General features: G+C 57.6%; 19 protein-coding genes. 2 read left to right on the top strand and 17 right to left on the bottom strand.

The window, feature by feature from the left end:
- Positions 1–356 precede the first annotated feature (356 nt).
- On the top strand, positions 357–569 hold the full coding sequence (locus tag EOA24_RS01585) for a cold-shock protein (protein WP_008874821.1): 213 nt from the start codon (positions 357–359) through the stop codon (positions 567–569).
- Positions 570–797: 228 nt separating this feature from the next.
- Here the strand turns inward: EOA24_RS01585 and EOA24_RS01580 are convergent, their stop codons facing one another.
- The 6 genes from EOA24_RS01580 to EOA24_RS01555 all read right to left on the bottom strand — a co-directional run bounded on the left by EOA24_RS01580 (position 798) and on the right by EOA24_RS01555 (position 6,706).
- Positions 798–1,268, bottom strand: coding sequence for a MucR family transcriptional regulator (locus tag EOA24_RS01580; RefSeq protein ID WP_024505385.1), 471 nt, complete (start codon positions 1,266–1,268; stop codon positions 798–800).
- Between the two features lie 894 nt (positions 1,269–2,162).
- Positions 2,163–2,705: a tetratricopeptide repeat protein gene (locus EOA24_RS01575; RefSeq protein WP_081714429.1), complete on the bottom strand. Its 543-nt coding sequence runs from the start codon at positions 2,703–2,705 to the stop codon at positions 2,163–2,165.
- A gap of 53 nt (positions 2,706–2,758) precedes the next feature.
- Positions 2,759–4,822, bottom strand: a complete 2,064-nt coding sequence (gene sctV / locus EOA24_RS01570; RefSeq protein WP_024505383.1) for a type III secretion system export apparatus subunit SctV — start codon at positions 4,820–4,822, stop codon at positions 2,759–2,761.
- Positions 4,823–5,054: 232 nt separating this feature from the next.
- A complete protein-coding gene (locus EOA24_RS01565; RefSeq protein WP_024505382.1) occupies positions 5,055–5,945 on the bottom strand; it encodes a hypothetical protein in 891 nt (296 codons plus the stop codon).
- Positions 5,946–6,062: 117 nt separating this feature from the next.
- On the bottom strand, positions 6,063–6,305 hold the full coding sequence (locus EOA24_RS42750; RefSeq protein WP_224570034.1) for a nodulation protein NopA: 243 nt from the start codon (positions 6,303–6,305) through the stop codon (positions 6,063–6,065).
- A 71-nt stretch (positions 6,306–6,376) separates the two neighbouring features.
- Positions 6,377–6,706: a hypothetical protein gene (locus EOA24_RS01555; protein ID WP_081714433.1), complete on the bottom strand. Its 330-nt coding sequence runs from the start codon at positions 6,704–6,706 to the stop codon at positions 6,377–6,379.
- Between the two features lie 1,366 nt (positions 6,707–8,072).
- Between EOA24_RS01555 and EOA24_RS01550 the strand changes: the two genes are divergently transcribed.
- Positions 8,073–10,169, top strand: a complete 2,097-nt coding sequence (locus tag EOA24_RS01550; protein WP_245473975.1) for a hypothetical protein — start codon at positions 8,073–8,075, stop codon at positions 10,167–10,169.
- 525 nt (positions 10,170–10,694) lie between these two features.
- On the opposite strand, the gene EOA24_RS01545 is transcribed toward EOA24_RS01550, so the two are convergent.
- The 11 genes from EOA24_RS01545 to sctJ form a co-directional block, all read right to left on the bottom strand.
- Complete coding sequence (locus EOA24_RS01545; RefSeq protein WP_024505378.1) at positions 10,695–11,498, bottom strand: hypothetical protein; 804 nt, start codon at positions 11,496–11,498, stop codon at positions 10,695–10,697.
- A gap of 356 nt (positions 11,499–11,854) precedes the next feature.
- Positions 11,855–12,892 (bottom strand): EscU/YscU/HrcU family type III secretion system export apparatus switch protein, encoded by a 1,038-nt coding sequence (locus EOA24_RS01540; RefSeq protein WP_024505377.1) that lies wholly within the window; start codon positions 12,890–12,892, stop codon positions 11,855–11,857.
- Positions 12,889–13,707: a type III secretion system export apparatus subunit SctT gene (gene sctT / locus EOA24_RS01535; protein ID WP_024505376.1), complete on the bottom strand. Its 819-nt coding sequence runs from the start codon at positions 13,705–13,707 to the stop codon at positions 12,889–12,891. Before sctT ends, EOA24_RS01540 begins: the two co-directional genes overlap by 4 nt.
- 8 nt (positions 13,708–13,715) lie before the next feature.
- Positions 13,716–13,991: an EscS/YscS/HrcS family type III secretion system export apparatus protein gene (locus EOA24_RS01530; protein WP_024505375.1), complete on the bottom strand. Its 276-nt coding sequence runs from the start codon at positions 13,989–13,991 to the stop codon at positions 13,716–13,718.
- Positions 13,992–13,993: 2 nt separating this feature from the next.
- Positions 13,994–14,659: a type III secretion system export apparatus subunit SctR gene (gene sctR / locus EOA24_RS01525; protein ID WP_029354851.1), complete on the bottom strand. Its 666-nt coding sequence runs from the start codon at positions 14,657–14,659 to the stop codon at positions 13,994–13,996.
- Complete coding sequence (sctQ, locus tag EOA24_RS01520; RefSeq protein ID WP_095769044.1) at positions 14,652–15,680, bottom strand: type III secretion system cytoplasmic ring protein SctQ; 1,029 nt, start codon at positions 15,678–15,680, stop codon at positions 14,652–14,654. The genes sctR and sctQ overlap by 8 nt, the downstream gene beginning before the upstream one ends.
- A gap of 89 nt (positions 15,681–15,769) precedes the next feature.
- Positions 15,770–16,282: a hypothetical protein gene (locus tag EOA24_RS01515; protein ID WP_032899688.1), complete on the bottom strand. Its 513-nt coding sequence runs from the start codon at positions 16,280–16,282 to the stop codon at positions 15,770–15,772.
- Complete coding sequence (sctN, locus tag EOA24_RS01510; protein WP_024505372.1) at positions 16,258–17,616, bottom strand: type III secretion system ATPase SctN; 1,359 nt, start codon at positions 17,614–17,616, stop codon at positions 16,258–16,260. Before sctN ends, EOA24_RS01515 begins: the two co-directional genes overlap by 25 nt.
- Complete coding sequence (sctL, locus tag EOA24_RS01505) at positions 17,613–18,236, bottom strand: type III secretion system stator protein SctL (RefSeq protein ID WP_024505371.1); 624 nt, start codon at positions 18,234–18,236, stop codon at positions 17,613–17,615. Before sctL ends, sctN begins: the two co-directional genes overlap by 4 nt.
- Positions 18,233–18,919: a nodulation protein NolU gene (locus EOA24_RS01500; RefSeq protein WP_269470858.1), complete on the bottom strand. Its 687-nt coding sequence runs from the start codon at positions 18,917–18,919 to the stop codon at positions 18,233–18,235. The genes sctL and EOA24_RS01500 overlap by 4 nt, the downstream gene beginning before the upstream one ends.
- On the bottom strand, positions 18,864–19,727 hold the full coding sequence (gene sctJ / locus EOA24_RS01495; RefSeq protein WP_024505369.1) for a type III secretion inner membrane ring lipoprotein SctJ: 864 nt from the start codon (positions 19,725–19,727) through the stop codon (positions 18,864–18,866). The genes EOA24_RS01500 and sctJ overlap by 56 nt, the downstream gene beginning before the upstream one ends.
- Between the last annotated feature and the right edge of the window lie 2 nt (positions 19,728–19,729).

Below are 19,729 nucleotides of genomic sequence, written 5' to 3'. Positions count from 1 at the left end.
CTGCGCGCCTGATCTTTCGGTCTGGCGGCACATGACAAAAACCCTCATTTTGGCCGACGATACCCGGTCAGGAGCGGGTATCGCAGTCGAGAAGCGACCCGAGCACGTCCACAAGATGTGCCGAGTTTGCAAGGTGTGTCATTGTTTCTGTCAACGTTCGAGCGACAGCGCACGACGAAACGTCTGGCATACGCCTCGTCTGGCACGCGCCTCGCATATGTTGCAGTTGCTGCTGGAGATCAGGCGATCGAGTGGGCCTTGCAATTTTCCGATTTTGATGCGCCTAAAGTCTCGTGTACAAATCAGGCTGGCGTGAATGGCCTGCCTAAGTTGCGACTTATTACAAAGGAATGGATATGGCGACTGGAACGGTGAAGTGGTTCAACAGCACGAAGGGTTTTGGTTTTATTCAGCCTGACAACGGCGGTCAGGATGTCTTTGTCCACATTTCCGCTGTTGAACGAGCGGGCCTGTCGACCCTTAATGAGGGCCAGAAGATCAACTACGAGGTGGAACAGGATCGCCGCACGGGAAAGTCCTCTGCAGGCAGCCTCAGCAAGGCTGGCTAACGGTCCGGGAAAGCCTTGGCAAGGTTCGTCATCGCCGGAACGCATTGACGGCTCGAAACCCGGGCCGGAGCATGCAAGTTAATGCCGCGGCAGGGATTGCTGGAGCCATCATGAATTACTCTGGAAATGAGGCTCTTGGACGGGAAAGGCGGGGCTCATCCCCGCCCTTTGATTCCGCGCAGATTGGGCCAACGGCTGCTGCGCGTCCGAACGACTGTTGATACGGATTTAGGCTGCGACCTTCTTGCGGGTCCGTTTCGCCGGCGCCGTGGCTGGGGCTTCCGGCTCTTTCGGTTTGCGGCCGAGTCCCATGGTCTTGGCCAAGGCGGAGCGCGCAGCGGCGTAATTCGGCGCCACCATGGGATAATCCGACGGCAGACCCCATTTGGCGCGATATTCGTCTGGGGTCAGACCATAGTGCGTCGCCAGATGGCGCTTTAGCGATTTGAATTTCTTGCCGTCTTCAAGGCTAATGATGTAGTCCGGTTCGATCGACTTTTTGATCGGGACAGCAGGTTTTTTTACAGGCACAGGCTCTTCTGCCGGTATGAGTCCAGCCGTGCCGTTTAGAGCCCCGTGCACTTGGGCGATCAGGGCAGGAAGCTCCCCCGCCGGGACGGGGTTGTTGGAGACGTAGGCTGATACAACATCGGCAGTGAGCTCGATGAGGATGTCGGTCTTGTGGGGTTCTTCTGTCATAAACTTCTCCGGGCAGCTTGAAACACAGTTGGGCGAAGTGTCGCTTCATAGTGGCGGTTGCCGCTGAAAGCAAATGGATCGACGGGTGCGCTGCTCCTCCACCATTGAAGTCTCGGCGACGCATCCCGTCATCGTCCATCGCTAAAGGCAGCGTATTGAATTATGGGAGCGGTCGCGCCCGCCCCACCATAGCGATACAGCAAGACAATCAAAAAAGCCGGTCTTTGCTTGGCCCCAAATCTTTTCTCCTTTCGTGAACGCTGAGCTGCCAAGCTGCTACAGTTCACCTCGCGGGGCAACCGTGCACAACACAGGAGTCGCCCGAGCGATACATTCTTCACTTGCCGCTTATCAGCGCTGGTGATTGCACTTTGCAGCCTGCCTCCGGACCCGCAGCGCTCACGCTGTTGGTTTTGCGCCTGCAGGCGTCGGAAGTCGGATCGCCGCAGCTAATTTCCTCAGGCGGACGAATTCAACAAATCGATTGTTTGGATCGAAGGCATCCACACCATCGATGCCTCTAGAATAGGATCCAGCTACAATCACCGTGCTGTAATGGCAGGGACGGCCAGCACAAGCGCGACACGATCCGGCGGGTCCATCGCTGCGTTACGTATTCATGGCTACTGCATCGGGCGCTCGGTCGACCGCCTTAAGCCAGGTCGCCGCATTGCGAGACGGTGACCGGCGAGGGAGAGGGCGCTCTGGCAACGAAGCGAGGCGGGTGGCCTTGCGGGTGGCCGCGTGATGTCATCCGGCTCTCCTGCCGATCTCTGCCGGCCAGATCTGGAGCAACTGTTTTGCATAGATATGGCTCTCTTCAGGGGGCCATCTATGATGGGAGCCGAGCGCGTGTTCGAGCCGGGGAACAGGCTGCGCATGCACTGTGCCCACCTATTGCGATCGTGCTAACCTTGGTTGTTTGGACTTGCCGTTAAAGGCAAGCGACAGATTGAAGTTATGCTGCACCATCTGATTGCCTGGCTCGTTTTCGAGAGCTCGCCGATACAGGGCCTGTGCCGCGTCATGCCGCCCCTCAATGTCCAAAATCACGCCCTTCGCATTCAATGCACGTACGTTTCCTGGGGCTGCAACCAAGACGCTGTCGAGCACCTCAACCGCTTCGTGCGGGCGCTTCTGGCCCACCAAGGCATTTGTAAGTCGTATCGCCGCATCAACATTGTCCGGGTGCTGCTTCACCTCATCCCGCAAAGCCCGCTCTTGAACATCCTGACCAACTTCGCGCAAAATGCGTTCGCGCATAGCCGGATCGATTTGATCGGCGCTGAGCAACTCGGGGGAAGATGTCTCCTGCACGGAAAGAGCCGGCTTTTGCCAGCTGGCGCAACCGCCCAAAGGCAGAATGGCGAGTACGGCAAAAAGAAGTGAGTTCCGGCGCAGAAACATAGGCGATGGAGAAACTGTATTACTATTCATGTTATCTCTCAGTTATCGGGGAGGCGCGTGGCGTTCAGTTAGGAAAGGTGGGACTACTCTAACAATCCGCTGTTCGATCCGTGCGGGAGTGTGACGGATCCTGCGGGGCGAATTGTAAAGTCGGAGGCGAGGTCTTGATAAGACAGCACGGCGAGATCAACCCCGTTTCGCGTCAGAAAGCCGCGGACGAAACGTCGGACATCCATCGACGTCAACAGAATAGGGCGGGTTTGACCCGGTTCTGCGTTCGAAAGGACCTGACGTATCTGTGATAGCATCGCTTCGCTTTGCCGATCCTCCAGTGCGAGATAGGGGCCTGCATCCGAATCTCGAACCGCGCCACGCATCACATCCTCGCTCTCGCGCTCGACGACCAGGGCGGACACGATGCCCTCCGTGTTGGCATGGCGGTGGCAGATCTGTCGCTTCAAACCAGAACGGACATATTCCGTCAGCAGGGCAACGTTCTGCTCACGCTCGCTCCATTCGGCCAATGCCTCCAACACGAGACGGGTGTGGCGGATTGGGATACCTTCCTCCAGGAGGCGGCGCAGAACATCGGCAATCCGAGGAATCGGCGTCGTGCGTAGCACCTCTTTCACAAGCTCAGAATATTCCTGCTCCATTCGGCCCAGGAAATGTCGGGTCTCTTGGATGCCCACCAATCGCGGTGCGTAGCGGGTCAACGCTGCATGGACGCGCAAGGCGAGGAGTTCGCCGGGAGCCCTATGCTCCGTGCCGGCGCCCGTAAGGGCCTTTGCAGGGGTATGTTCAACCGGGAGTGTGTCCGTTTTCGGCTCACGTCTAAGGGGGACACCGCTCGAGTCGACGTGCGCTACATCGGCTCGGAGCGCCATCTGGTTTGGATCTAAGGCGTCCTGTTCGACTGGCACGCCCTCGACATCAATTCGGAATTGCGATTCAGGCAGCTGCTCGTCAACCAAGACAGGGATGCGAGGAACGATAATGCCCAGATCGGCTGTGACCAGGAGCGAAACGCGCCCAATATGTTTTTGCAATTCGGCTTGATCGACCGCCTGCATAAGATCTGGCGCTAGAAAAAATGCGATCGGGAATTCCTTCGCAGGCGCGGCTTGCTTAGGCTCCGCTGCAGTTCCACCTTTCGCATCGGCAGTGCCGGCGCCCAGCACATCAGCCTTGACAATGCTTACCGCAGCGAACACTGCGGCCAGCATCAGAAAGACGGGGAGGGGAAACCCAGGAACGAACCCCATTACAACCAGGACGCCGGCCGCCAGTCGCAAGGCTCGAGTGCTGGCCGTGAGCTGACTGACCATTTCTGTACCGAGGTTGATCCTCGCCGTCCCAGTCACACGGGTGACGATGGTCGCCGCAGTAATGGAGAGCAGAAGGGCCGGAATCTGCGATATCAATGCATCGCCTATCGTCAGCAGAGTGTAGTGATGCAGTACCTCGCCGAAGGACATGCCCTTGGAGAGCAGGCCGATCGAAATTCCACCCAGCATGTTGATGCAGATAACCACCAGCCCGGCGATGGAATCGCCCTTCACAAATTTCATCGCGCCGTCCATCGCGCCATAGAGTTGGCTTTCCTTCTCCAATTCGGCGCGCCGCCGGCGGGATTCGTTGGCATCGATGTGGCCGTTGCGTAGCTCTGCGTCGACCGCCATTTGCTTGCCCGGCAGAGCATCCAGCGTGAAACGCGCCGCCACTTCTGCCACCCGTTCGGCACCCTTCGCGAGGACCATGAATTGCACCATGGTGACGACCAGAAATATGACGAAACCCACCACGATATTGCCTGAAATGACGAAATCGCCAAAAGTATGAATAATGCTGCCGGCCTCCCCCTCGGCCAGGATCAGTCGCGTCGTTGCGACCGTGAGCGCGAGACGGAATACAGTGGAAATCAAAATAACGCCGGGCAAAGAGGAAAAATCAAGTGGAGTACTGACATACAGGGCAACCATCATCAGCAGTATGGCCAACCCCATATTGAATCCTATCAGGGCGTCGACCACCACGACCGGGATAGGCATGACCATCATCGCGACAGCCAGAAGCAGCATCAACGCAACCATTAAATCCGGGCTGGCCGGCGCACGCTTGATGAAGTCACGCAGGACGTTGGCCATCGAGACACCTTTGCAATCGGTTGAGACTTACTCTGCTGTTACGCCATGAAACGTGGCTTTCGAACTCCGAAGGCGCCTCAGCCTTGGCCAGCGCGTGACCCTGCATGAGAGCCACAAGCAGGCGCGAAATGGCTGGGCAGCAAATGTTTCCAACGCAGCCAGCTTGTCAGCACCGAGCGCGACAGGATGTTTGGCTGGCCATAGAGTGCTGCTTGATGGGGCCTGCGAGCTTTCAATATTGGAGAGCAGCAATGCGGCCATTCCTGCTCAGCAGCACACGGCTGTCCTCAATACGTTCGACCACCCATCCATCAGCCAAAATGGCGCCGACAAAATACTTCTCGCTGTCGATGACAATATATGGTTGGACCCCATGCCACACAGCTTCGACCGCGATTGCGGATGGCGCCTTCTCCTCTTTGATGAGCACTCCGTTCACCAGTGTTAGAGTACCCTTGGTGCGACGATCGAACGATTGCTGAAGCTTCTGCCAGCTGATGACCGATTCAGACGTGACGGTGCCTTCGGCGGTCACAACACCCTTTGCCGACCCAATCTTGACGTCGAGAAGACCCGCTCGATCGACTTCCTCCTGCAGCTCTTGGGCCGCTGCCTCCGTAAGTTCATTGTCAGCGCGGTGACTGATCGTTCTGGACGCGACTTCAGCCCGAAGTGAATTGGGGCTCGATCCACTTGCATTGCCAAGATAGGAGATCGTGCCTGAAAGCGCGCCGATCCCGAGTGAGCTGATTATGACCATGGCGAGCACACCGATCGGTAGGCGCGGTATGCCGGTCGAACCAGGCGGCTCTGCATCCTGCACGGACAAAGCAATGGACATCTCGCCTACGAGCAGGACGACAGGAAGGGGCACAACAACGGACTGGCCTGCGGCGATATTCCGGTTGCCCTCGATACTGAGTCCGGGTGCAAGCGCCTCCAGTTCGATCGACTTGCCAAGAAGAGTTACACGAAGGTGATGCGGTGCCAGTCCCTGCTCGACAAAGACCAAATCGGCATCGAAGCCGCTGCCGATTAAACACTTTTGAAGATCCGTCTTGCCGGTCAGACCGCAATAGTGCCCCGAACGCACTTCGAAACGGAGGGAAACGGCGTCATCCACAGAGCATCTCTCAAACAGGATAGAAGCCGCATGGCAATTGCCATGCGGCTCATTTCGGGACTACGTCGCGTCAATAAGGAGACGCGCTAGGGGGCAGTCTAAAACCCGCTTCCGACATTACGAAACGCGTTCGTCGGCGGCCTTCTTGATGGTCTGGAGATTGGTCGTTAGAGTGCGCAACTGGACACTCCTTTTCGTCGCCTCCAAGCTAACATTGGTTAGTTCCTGCACTTGCGCCTGAAAAGCAGTAGCATCAGCTCCGCTTGTATTGCCGGGAGTGCCACTGTTAGTTTTATCGGTATTGCCGGCGCTACTGGTATTGGTATTGCCTGATTTTTTATTATTATCAACTGCAGCCATGATCATTCCTTTTTCTGTTGGAGTTGTGCCGTCAATAACGGCCTGTATGACCTCACGCCGGATTTCCCGCGTCAGGCATCTTCTGTGTCATCCAAAGCTTCATCGGCCTCAGCCATCGCATCGTTCGCGAATTGGAACGCGAACGATCGCAGGATACTTTGGAAGGCTTCACTTTGTGCTGCAGACTGTGAGTTGTCTTGAAGTTGATCATTTGAAACGGTCCGGTTATCCGCCCGATCGTTCCCGCCAGCTGCCTTGCCATCATTCCCACCAGCTGGCTTGCCATCATTGCCATCAGCCGGCTTGCCATCACCAGAATGCTCGGATTTCGAATCCCCATGGCCCTTTCGGATCAAGGAAGTCCCGAGGTTGCCAACTCCACTCCCAATTGCTGCTATCATCAGGTACTCCGGCATTTGCCATTGGCGGCGACGTGTTAAAGGTTAGCCTCGATCAAGCTAAGGGCGGGAGCTTTCGAGAACCTGACGGCTTTTGACAAAAACCGGCCAGCGCAAAAACGTATGCTCTGCAGGATGTTGCTCTCGCATCGAACAGTCGACCACGATCTCGGCTGTTCGGCCAATCCCGCCGTCCACGCATGCCGCGACCGAATGGCAGCCGCAGCAGCTCGTTTGCATCCTCGATGCTGTGGTGTCGAACAGGAGACACGGTCCACGTGCTGCATGACCGCAATGACCGTATTCTTGCTGGCTCCACGGGCGCACGCAACGAGCAGGAACTCGGTCTTTGCATCACCATTCTCTCGCCTGCACATCACGGCCCGGCGCGGTGAGCTCATTGGCTTCGAGAAGGTCGGCGACCGTACGAACATGGGATGGTCTGCCGGCTTTGGGAGGCCGGTGCGGATCCTCTTCTCACCATATCGAAAGCTTGAAGCGGTCGGATTTTCTTGCCCTGTTCGTGAGAACTCCCATCGTCAGCTAATCGTCAGCCAAGCGGTCTATCTAGGCCGGCCGTGCCTGACCTTCGGATCCAAAGGTCCCGTCTCGACACTTTTTGTAACTATAGATCGAAATGGTCCGCGTGATACGCAACGCACACGCTTCTCTGAAGCAAATGTGTGACTTTGTCGGTGGCGAACGAGAGGAGTGACGCATCAATAAAATCGTCAGGCACGTGTCTAGGAAGGGGAGCTAGCCGAGTTGGTCTGATTTCATTCGCTGTTCCTGGAAATCGGCGGACTGAAGCGCTGATAATCTCAGGACATCGATGGCAACGTTGCGAAAGTCCTGTGAGCTCGGGCCAATCTTGGCCTGCTACTGAGAAGCACTTTGGCGGGAACATTACGCCGTCGCGGGTCTGGCTGACCGTGACGTTAACCGAAAGATGCCGCTGGTCTCGTCAGCCGCCAGCACAATAGCAGCACATTCTCGCCTACTACGGAGACGCAATATGAAGGGCATTGGCCGACCACGGAAATCGCAGGCTGAAACTGGAGCCAGCCGCGCGGGGCGGGCGAGCAGTTCCCTTTCGCAATCAAGTCTTGCTGCGGGAGAAGGTGGACAGTCATTCGATTCCGTTGTGGAGCAGATGCGCTCTGGGGACGCCGATAGGAGGCCCTCCTCCCTTCCAGTTGCGCGCGGTCCAGGCGATGCCCGCGAAAGTCTGCCAGGCGCCTCGATTGGCGAAGATCAAATCCTGAACACACCGCGACGTGGAGCCGCTGCGCCACCACGCGGAACCGTAGCGCCACGTGGCGCAGCCGCAAGGCGGCGCGGTTCTCCCTCCATGTCTGAGGGCGAAGCCATGGCGCCGGTCGGTAGCCAACTATCAACCGCGCAGGTGGAAGGCACCAGCTCATCGTCAAATGAAGATATCAGTCCGACACAGCTCAGAATGAACAGTCTTGTTCAACAACTGACTGATTGCGAGGCTGCGGCCAGGAAAACCGACGTCCCCGAGGAGGCGGTGGAGCTGATCAGTCGGGTCGTCGATGCAGCCTCAGCAATTCTGGAGTACCGCGCTAGCCTGCCTGCGGCTGAGGCGCAGACAATTATGCCAGACGACAAGGTGCGTAGATGTTGCCAGATCGTGTGCGACGCCGCGAATGAAGTAGACAAACTTGGCCTGTCGACGATCACGAAATTGGACAAAAAGACCAAGAAAGCGGCAGGTATGGTCGATAAACTCTACTCCTACTCCCAGGCGGACCGGCAGGAGCTGTTGATTTTAAATGTGGAGAACCACCATACGGCGGCAATTAAGTGGTGGGAAAAAAAGGCATGGCGCTCCGAACGGCAGCGATCCGCCTGCGCTGCCACCGCTAGCCTATCCAGTGGAACGCCCGTGATGCGGGAAGCCGAGCGGTGCGCACTGCGGCTGCGTGCCGGCTCGGTACTGAGTGTCAGGATCTGGCTGGTCCGTGAGCGGATCGGTCTTGCGCGGGCCAAGATTGAACTGCGGGCGAGCAGGTTCGAGCCAGATTTGAAGGAACTCCTCGTCGGTCGAAATGGAGTGGTGCAGCTGATGGCAAGCGCCGCTCAAGAAGCTCTTCGCGCCCTCTCTTTGGCGAAGGGCATAATGGATGATGGCAAAACACTCAACGCTCATGATTGCGCGGTTGTAGAAAAAATCATGGAGCGGCTTTCGGATTTTGGATTGGCGTTGCACGAGGTGCATACCAAGCTAAGCCATACCTACCCAGATGCCGGCCTCCCATTGAAACTGTTCGAACGGATCGTGGACGATGCATGGATCACTGCGCACGATGCCATGCACTTGTTGAACCTGCAGTCTCCGCCGTCAGCCATCATGGCGCCACAGGCCCAGGCGGGCGCTGCGATGCCGGCCAGGGCAGGCGCTGCGATACCGGCTGGCACTGCTGGTACGGCTGCAGTGTCAGAAGGCACTACAGCGCGAAGGAAAGGGAAGTCAAAGCATAAGTCGGCAGCTCGCGCCGGGACTTCTGCCGCCGGGCAGCCATCAACACCAGTCGCTGCGAACGCCGGCACAGTGCCAGCAGCCAAGGTTCTCGCGCGCTCGGATCAAGTTGCGAGTACACAGGTGAGAGCGCAAGAGGTGGCTGCGAGTTCGTCGGGGGCAGGCTCGACAATCGGGGGCGCCGCGTTGTCAATGGAGGTATTGACGGAGCGGCTCAAACGATTGGACGAACTTTTGCAGTTCGATCTGGCCGGTCAGCAAAGCGTCGTCTCCCAAGTGCGCCAGATGAAGCCTGAGGAGGCCGGTAAGGTCGTGGACGATGTGGCCCAGTACCTGCGAGCCCAGGCCATTGAGATGCAAACCTGTCTCGCCGGGTTGCAGGGGCGTAATGTACGCCTGCTACTCACCTCCACCCAGCTACCCAAAGTGCACGAACGCACAGACCAGCTCAAAGGGTTGCTGAACATGGTGCTGGGACAGGCCAACGCATTGAATGAAGGAAAAGCCGGCATTACGACTGATTGCATGAAGACCTACGCATTTCCGGCGCAAAAATACCTGGAACATTTGTGCAATGCCGACGAATTGATGCCGCCGGAGGCACCGGTCGCGCTGCGTGGCGAGCCAGGAAAGCTGTTTGAGATGAAGCTGCAGCCCAAGATGCTGGTCAATGGTGCGATGCCGAGCCCGATGTGGGTGCACATCCACACGAGTCGCCCCGTCATGGCCAGAAACTTGGAAGGGCTGGCTGATTCCGAATTCACCGCTTGCCACGTTAAATCCAACGAACAGCGCGGCTACAATCGAGAGCGAGAGGAAGCCGATGCTAGGTCCGGTCGCGAGAAGGTCATAATTCATCGCGGCAAACTCACCCCCGCTTTCTGTAAGTCCTTGTTGACCTCAGGGCTTGGCCGCCAACCACGCCATTCGCGTGCCGAGCTCCCGTCGGCGCAGGCTGCATGACAGGGCACTCAGAATGCGGCCGGCCACGCTGTGAGTCAGCGAGCATTTCTCCTGGCCAAACCGCGAATGCCGCTGCGCGAGTTGCGGTCCGGCGATTGGAGTCGATCGGCTACCGTCAGGGCCGATTTGCGATGTCGCGTTACCGGCTGTTGACGTGGCGGCGTATCTTGCCTCCCATCCAACTTATCGCCGAGATCGCGCCGCCAAGATCGAGGCGGAAGGTCTTCCTGCGAGCGCGGAGCAGGCATAGCCGATCCGATCGGGATCGGCGCATCGCAACGACCCAACGGTGTGGTGGAGAAAATTGGATTCGGGAGAGCTCGGTTCCAAGAGGCGGAGTTCCGGCCCGAATACAATCCGCTCGCAAGCACCCACGATGCGCATCCGCAGTTTATTGTCTGGGAGATGGGCTGGATTGCTCGGCGGCGCTGGCGCTAAGGCGGGGCTGTCGCCGGACAATTAGCATTCACTGCCAACAGCCTTGCAACCGTCACCAGTTGCAAGGCTCGGCGGCGGGTCGACAAATCACATGAAATCGTCGTCGGACCCGCTATCGCTGCTGTCGCTATCCTCGGTTTTGTGGAGATAGAGTGGAGGTTTGCCTGCACGCTGCCACTCACCGGCACTGTTCTTCGTCCATTTGTCGGGATGCTGCGTAGGGTCAAGCACCAGGTCGCCATGATCCACTTCAACAAACCCCATCGTCTGCGCGCGCGCTTGTGCTTCCGGATTAGCCGCACGCCAATTCAGCAACGGTCGGTCGCCGTCTATCCGAAGTTGATGCTCCAGCAGAATATCGCCCGCATTTTCGACGAGCGGATGGGCGACTTGAAGATCCACTATGGAAGTGACCTCAGTTCGACCAGGAAATTGTTCCCGCCAACTTTCCGATTCGAACTCGTTCATGCTGAATCCGCCTTCCATTCTCAGCAGTCCGGCACTCCGGTCTCCCAATTGGTAACTGAAATATCGCGCGTGCTCCGTATCTCGACGGATGCCATATTGCTGAGCAACGTCCGCGGTGCGCCTGGCTCGTGACGATACGAACTCCGAATACTCTTGAGGATTGTCGGCGATGTGCGTGATTTCATCACCATGAAATTGCCTCACCTGTCTCCTGAAGGAAGTCCTGTTGATCTCCACCACAGGAGGTCGGGAATTGAGGGAGTATGCTTGGGGAGCCGCCGATGATGAGGCGCCGCTACCTTCCGATCCGGATAAGTGCATTCGGGCAAATGTGTCCGCGAACCCTTCGCTTCCTGCATCCGATTGCTCGCCGGCATTATGCGCGCGGTAACTATCGGATGAGCCACCAATTCGACCATACATGACGATTCGTACTCCTATGTTTCGCAACCGAGCTCAAGTTAGCACGGCTGTTCAACATAGGGCGCTTAGTTGACGACTAGCTGACGAGGGCATTCCAACGGCTGCACCAATCAAATCCGCACTGCCGGCCTCAAAACCTCGGACTGCGCCACGCACCGGCCAGCAGAGGCTGCAAGGTCATGCCCGGAGGACTTGCCGTAGTTGCTGGGTGGCAGATCCGAGGGGAGTGATTGCCCCAGGCCCGCGGTTGCGCGGTTGGCCTGACAGAGACACTGGGGCACGGATGGCCAGCCGACATTTGCCACTAGCATGGAGCCAGGTCAGTTTTGAACTGGGCAGTCGTGGACTTCCAATGACTAGGCCAAGCCTGCGGCAAAGAATGCTTTCGCGACAGGCTGGAAATATTGCATAGGAACCGCGTGGCCGAGTTTTGTAGTGCCTATCAGCTGACGCGCTAAGACATGGTCATGGACGATCGTCAGGCGTAGTGCCCGCGCCTCGCTCAACACATGTGAAACGCGCTCACCTTCGGCACGGCAAACTAAGAACGGCACCCCGGTTTCACCGCGAACGTAACGCAGACCGATCAGGACCGCCCTTCCTGTTAAGACCAGCGTGGCGCGATGCACGCCAAGCGCAGGCTCGTCGGCCGCCTCCTCGCGGATGCGACGCTGTTCACCTTTCAACTCTGGCGCTCCTTGCTGATCCTTCGACTCGCGCGTCACTTCGGTATTGGTCATGCGCATTTCGCGCAGATACAACGCGCGCTGGAGCAGAAGATCGATCAGTCCGCCGACCAGCAGTGCGCCGGCGCCAATTCCCATCAGCAATTTTGTCTCCATAAAGATGAGGCCAACACAGCCCATGCCGCAGATCGGCAGAGGGACCATTGTCTTCCACATCCCGAGAAGGACAATGGAAAAGGTTGCGCTGAGAACCAATACCTTGAACATGGTCTTGCAGACTTCGACCATGGAACGAGCAGACCCCAAGCGCTTCAGCCCTTCAAAGGGGTCAATTTTCTTAAAGCTGAGCTTCATCGGCTCCAGAGAGAAGACAAATCCACCATTGGCTAGCAGGCTGGCCAAAATCACCGCGGCGACAAGGGTTCCAAGCAGCGGGCCAACAGCCGCGACTGTGAGTTGGACGAGCACAACCAATGCCTGCGGCACCGCGGTATCGAAAGGTAGGCTCTGCAACTTGGTGGCTAATAGGAGCGCTTCCCGGCATTTGTCCTCGATCACGCTGCCTCTTAGCCAAAGGTAGCCGAGCCCAGCGCAAGTCCCGACCGCGCGGACGAAATCGGAGCTACGTGGCAGCTGTCCTTTTTTGCGCGCTTCACTTAACTTCTTCGGGCTGGCGGCGTGTGTCTTCTCTTCACTTGTGTCGCTCATGGCAGCAATTTGTCGAACCACTCCAGCACGCCGTTGGCACGTGTGACCTCCAGTTTCATGCTCTCCACCAGATAGGCAGCGTAGGTGACCATGAGAACTGGAAAGACAATGTTCTTGATTGCCGGAGACAGTTGGCTCGCCTTAAATTGCGGGGCAAAGCGACGCAGCAGCATCATCGATATATCAATCAGTATCAGGAAGAACACGACAGGCCCCGATACCAATAATGCCGTGCGCATTATGCTGTCGAGAAGCCCCAACAACTCCATTGCTCCTGGCCCACTCAGTGTCGGGTGAAACTGATACACCGGCCAGATCAAGTAGCTGCGGTACAGGACACTGATCAAAGTTTCCAGGCCTCCTGATCCGACGAATATGGCAATCGCAGTGATCCCCAGAAAAACGCCCATCGCGGAAGCCTGACTGTTCGTCGCGGGATCGGCCGAAGCGGTCGGGCTGCTGATGCCGCGTTGGTTGTCGATAAGCTCCCCGGCAGCCTGAAGGCCCCAAAGCGGAATGCCAAGAAAAGTGCCAAGGAGTACACCGACAAAAACTTCCTTGAATCCGAGCAGGGTTAGCTGGATCAGGCGCGTATCAGGATCCAGCGCCGGCAATCCGCCGCTGACGTGTGCCAGGCATGGTAGTGCGAAGCCAACAGCCAAACAGCCCCGGATCAGCCCACTGATCTGCGAGCGTGTGAATACGGGAAAGATCAGCATGATGCCCATCGCGCGGGCTGCCCCAAGACCTGCCGCAACGACGAGTTCGAGAGCCGTCTGGATCAGAATTTGAATATCGGCCGATGGCGCGTCCATGGGGCGGACTAGTAGCTAAGTGTCATTGCGGGAAACTCGGTGAAGATCTGATCGGCTAGCTCTATGAGCGGGGCGCTTAGCACAGGAGCAAACAGCCCAATCACCGCGACAACGACCAGAAGCTTCACGGTGAGCGGCAAGCTTTCATCCTGGATCTGCGTCGCCGCCTGGAGGATGCCGATGACGAGGCCGACAACCACTGATGCAATGAGCGGCGGTAGAATCCAGATCATGAAAACCACCAGTGATTGGCTCATAAGAGTAATGATGCTGGATTCAGTGATGATCAGCCTCCCGGTAACGTATAACTCAGCACAAGCCCATGCATCAATTTTGACCAACCATCAATGGCAACAAACAAGAAGATCTTGAACGGGACAGATATAACAGTTGGTGAGACCATCGACATACCCATTGCCATCAAGATAGTTGTCACTATCAGATCTATAACAATAAAAGGCAGATAAAGTAGAAATCCTATCTCAAATCCGCGCTTCAATTCTGATAGCAAGAAAGATGGTACAAGTATTGCAAAGTCATCAGGCGTGGCTGCAGCGTGCATTTCCTCTGGCCAGACCTTTTCTGTCGAAGATAGGAAAAATCGCCGCTGCTCTTCATTTGTGAATTTCTTGAGATGCTCGCGCAAGGGCTCACTTCCGGCTTTAGCGGCGCTTACCCAGTCGTCGAATGTCTGATAGTGGAGCTTGGGATCCGACATGCGGTCATAGGTCTGCTCAGCAACGGGCGCACTAACGAACATAGTGAGGATCATCGCCGCGGCGTACAGCACCACATTGGGTGGTATGGTCTGGGTCCCGAGCGCATTGCGGACGAGGAAAAGAACAATTGATACCTTTACAAAGGCCGTTGTCGTGGCAACTGCTAAAACCAGCAGACCGAGTCCGGCGGTAACCGCAAGAAGCGCCAGGATTGTCGGCTGAGCTTCACTCATTGCATGCAAACCCGCCACGGAGCCTGATGCCCAGCTCTTCTCCGATGCGGACAATGTCGCCACGCCCGATACGCTGACCATTGGCCACTATGTCGACCGGGCCGTCGATCGGCCATCCAAGTTCAAAAATATGCCCTTCGCCGGCACTTCTTAATTCCCCAAGAGAAATAGGCCAGCGGCCGCATTCAAAGACAAGCACGATCTCGACATCGTCGAGATCCTTAGTAAGCTCCAGTTGCGATCCGGGTTGTGTCATATGCGCACTCTCCAAAGGACACGGTCGCGGGCGGAAAGGCCCCCGCAAGATTAATTCATCGCCGTCAAGATCCGCCTCGGCGCACAACTGGCCGACAGCTAGGGTGATCTGGCCGCGGCCGAACGGCGCAATATCGGGCAACAATGCATCACCGACACATGCGCTTCGAAGAAGCGCCGCAGGAAGGCGAAGCGTGCCGACCTCTCCTGCAACAATGAGCGGGAGCTCTGGAGGCAGCCCGCCCAGCTGCCGCGGCAACTGGGCAAGCAGTTCGCCTAGCGCGCGAAACGCAGGCGGTACTAAGCCGTCAAGTGGCGTGAACAGGAATAGACGGCCCTTGCCCTTGACCGCGCCGAAAATGATGTCGAGTTCAAGATGAGGAGCCAGCATCGTGGCTTCGCATACCCGCACGAGTTGCACGTTCAGACGCGTCGTCTCCTCCAGTCGAGTGACAAGCGGCTCCAGAGCGAGTTCGAGAATTAGCGAAGCAGTTGGCTCGGAAGGGAAGGCCAAGCCGTTCTGCACTGTCGTGATGAACTCCTCTACGAGCGGGCGCGACAGTGACAAGATGACCGTTTCGGCTCCCACTCTCCAGACGCAGTCAAGCATCGGAATGGCAGCAGGTTCCTGCTGCCAGACAAGCCCTGCCGTTCGCACCGATAGCGGCACCTCGTTGATCCGGCTTTGAAACGGCGTGCGCGGCGCTGCTGTATCATTGAGCCACGAGACAACCGTGTGGGACAGTTTCAGAACTGGTTCGAACATGGCGGGTGTGACCGCAGCGCCTATCAAAGACTGCACGGTCGTGTCATTCGGACGACCTCTTGCGACCGTCGGATCCGGTTGCGCGGCATTTAGGCAAGCGACCCCCTCGCATATTTCAGCAGTATCTCATCGTCGGCCTCGATCTCGGCTGCGGCCTCCGAATGAGTCTCGACGGCGCGCCGCACGTCGTCCTCGATTTGTTGCCATTTGTCCCTTGCCGCCGAACATATGACCCATAGCTCCCTCGTCCTGGACGCCGCCATCTCAGCCTCCTCTTGAGCGATTTGGGTATCATCAAGCATCTGCCGTCTGGAATTGATCTCAGCGGCAAGTTGTTCAGTGTGAAGGCGGTGACGGTCGAGCGCTGCGCTAGACAAGTTGTCGAGTGACATCAGATGCTGATAGAGCGCTGCTTCTTTTCTTGAACAATGTTGCTGTATCATTGCAAGCTCCCTAGAGGCATTTTGTACGGCTGAGGCGGCCACATCGCGCTGGGCTTCCTTCTTGGACAGCTCGCCAAGGGCACGACGCTCTTGCATTTCCTTCAGAAGCCGTAACCTCGAAGACTGAATCCAGTTTACGCGGTCAGACGCGACATCCATGCGACCGTCTCCTCGAAATCTGACGCGTCATCTTCGCTCTGGCGCAGAAACTCCCTCAGTTCGTCGATTGACGCGACAGCCCGGTCAGTCAGGGGATCTCCACCTGGCTTGTATTCGCCAACATTGATCAAGAACTCGGTCTCGGCATAGCGCGACAGGAGCTCGCGGAAAATGGATGCTGCCTTGCGATGTGTCCCCGAAACGACTGCATCCATGACGCGGCTGCGACTCTGCAGCACATCAATAGCGGGGAAATGCGATCGCGCCGCAATAGCGCGTGAGAGGATGACATGGCCATCGAGAATACCACGCGATTCCTCGGCGATTGGATCACCCGTGCCATCACCCTCTACAAGCACCGTATAGAAGGCCGTGATTGAGCCCCGCTCACCCATGCCGGCGCGCTCGAGCAGGCCTGGCAGCATGCCAAAAACGGAAGGAGGAAAGCCCCGTCGCGTCGGCGGCTCACCCGCAGCAAGGCCTATTTCGCGCATAGCGCGGCAGAAGCGCGTCAGCGAATCCAGCATGAGAGCAACGCGTAGGCCTTGATCGCGGAAATATTCCGCGAGCGCAGTCGCCATTGGAGCGCATTGCGCACGCTCTACCGCCGAGCGGTCGGATGTTTCAACCACGACGACCGTACGGAGAAGGCCCTCTTCACCAAGATTCCTTTCGATGAATTCACGAACTTCCCGTCCACGTTCGCCTATGAGCGCCACTATGACGACGTCAGCGGCGGCACCCTTTACGATCTGTGACAACAGCGTCGACTTGCCACCACCTGGCTCGCCATAAATCCCGATCCGCTGGCCCTCGCCGCACGTCAGCAGACCATCGAGGACACGGACCCCAAGCGGGAATGGCCGCTCAATCATGCGCCTCGTCATCGGATTGGGGGCTCTGCCATGCAGGGGCCGAGTTTCGACGGTCTTGATTTCGCCTTTGCCGTCCAATGGGCGGCAACGACTGTCGATCACGCGACCGAGCAAATCGCCGCCGACGGGCACCTCACGCATTCGGCCAGTGGCCACGACCTCTGCGCGGCTGGATAGGCCCACCAAGTCCCCGATCGGTGTCAGCAATACACCATCACCCGACAGGCCGATCACCTCGGCCTCGAGCGACAGCCCGGTTCGCGGGTCCTCTAGGAGGCAAAGTTCCCCAATACGAGTGTCTGGCAAGACGGCATGAACCAGTGTGCCGATAGCCCGCGTGATCCGACCGCGCACCGCACGCGTGTCAATTCGCTTGGCCGCAGCCCTCAAAGACGAGATTGCTGGAACGAGAGCTCGAGTGTCGGCGTCAGCGTTATGTTCTGGGACGGGCTTTCTCATAGCTCGCCTTTCTCACAGAGCGTCCCGAAACCAAGGCGCAGCGCGCGCATCTGGGCGTCAAGTCCAAGGTCAACATTGCCGTACTCGCTCCACAGCACGCAGCGTTGCGGCGACAATGTCGGGTCGGGCTCGATCCGCACCCTTGGTCGACCATCCTGGCCGTCGCATCGAGCAAACTCTCGTGCAAGCATGTCGACTTGCATGGGAGAAACATGAAGGCAAACGTCGGCGCCGCTGTATTGACACTCTATGGCGTGACGAACAGCCCTCACCAATAGCTCGCCCGGATCGAAAGCGCCGATAAGATCGCTCAATATTTCCATCACGAGCTGCGGCAATTCCTGCTCCAGAGCCGCCTTTCGTCGCGCGATTTCGGAGATTGTCTCCGCAATCAACCCTGCCATCTCCTCGGTGCCTGCATTCGAGCCCTCCATGTGGCCGCGCGCCCACGCCCGCTGGTAAACCGCGCGTGCCCAGTTTCGAACGCGCTGCCGATGCCGTTCTGCCGCGGCAAGGGCTTGCGCGGCGCTGTGCCAGGTTTCGAGCTCGCTCGCGGGTATCAGTGGTCCGACTGGACGCATCTGCGGCGCTATTGGCCCCTCGGAAAGTTCGACTGTCATTTCACCGGGGTCTCTGTCTCAAAATGAGCTACTACAAGTGAAAGCAATTGGCCGGCGGCGGTCCAATGCTCATGTGCTGGAGTCTCCGCGGCAGTCCCCTCGGGCAATCGAAGAAGCACGCGGTTACGCTCGGTCGCTGAACTGTCCTGGAGCCAAGCTCCAAGACATGCGTGTCCATCGTATTCGATTTGCTGAGCGAGTTTTTCTGGGTCCGAGATCAGTCTTTTGTCAACAGCATGCAGCAGGTGTCGGATTCCGAATGCGTGTGCATCCACGCCGATGCGTTTAACAAGGATGGCAAGCTCAGGCTGAGAGACAAACGCGACCAGCGAACGGGCATGCCAGATACTACCAGCAAGAAGGGCCGCTCGATATGGATCATGCCCGCGTAGAAGGTCCGGCCTGCAGCCGATGTGGTTCAGATCCACGTCATCGTTGCCCAGCAATTCTGCCAGCCTTGGATGCAGTCTGGAACACTTCTGCAACTTCACTAACGTTTCGGCCGATAACGCTGGATCAAGACGCGCCGCAAGACGGGTTGGATGGGCCGAAGCCGCAAGCTCGCTCGCGCCCGGAAAGTGCGGACCATCAGGTCGGGCGGTCTGTATAGGCATTGGCAATGAGATGTCACCCACGTCCAATTGCAGGCATTCTTTTGCGAATGGCCTCGACAGCAGAAGCATCCCGGCGCCCCTCGACCTTGGAAACGCCGGTTGATTGCTTGCGCCGACGCGTAACAACGCCGATCAAGAGATAACAGGCCACGGCGAATACGGCTGCGGCAAAACCTGTTACGGTCGCCAGAAGTGGCGCAGGAAGAGGTAGTGATGCTTGTGGCAAAACAGCAGTCGGATCGGGCCGTTGCTCGTGTGCGGACCGTTCTACCGGCACCAAAACCACTTCCACCTTATCGTAGGACAGGCCTTCGATGCTGTCGGCTACAAGCATCTTTATCTTTGGCAGCAGAGCCGCGACATTTGTTTTTGCGTCGTGCCTGATAAACACCGAGGCCGAGGATGGCGTGGCACCGGCTCGCACAAGGTCGTTATGCGGCAGCACGACGTGAACACGTACAGAAAAAACGCCATCGATATCGCTGATCGTCCGCGACAACTCTTCGCTCAGGGCATACACGTAACGGGCACGCTCTTCGGTCGGCGAGGCAATCAGGCCTGATCCTTGGAATATCTCACCGAGGTTCTTGAAGGATTGGCGCGGCAGCCCCTTGGCGTTCAGAAGGTTGATTGAGAAGGCGAGCAGCTTTTCGTCAACCTGGATCGTGCTGGTTCCATCCTTGGCGACCACCCGGATCGCGGCGACCCCGTTGTCTTCAAGAAGTGCGAGCATTTCATTTGCCTCACGCTCTTGCAATTGCGTGTAGAGGTCGGCTTTGCAAGCAGTGAGGGCGACGAGAACTGGCAGCATGACAAGTCTAACCGACCGCCACCCTGACAGGCCACGCATGATTTCGCCCTCGGCCAAGCCAATCATGC

Origin of the sequence: Mesorhizobium sp. M2A.F.Ca.ET.039.01.1.1 (genome assembly GCF_003998035.1) — a bacterium.
Classification (GTDB): Bacteria; Pseudomonadota; Alphaproteobacteria; order Rhizobiales; family Rhizobiaceae; genus Mesorhizobium.
This window is presented reverse-complemented; position numbering and strand designations above follow the sequence as displayed.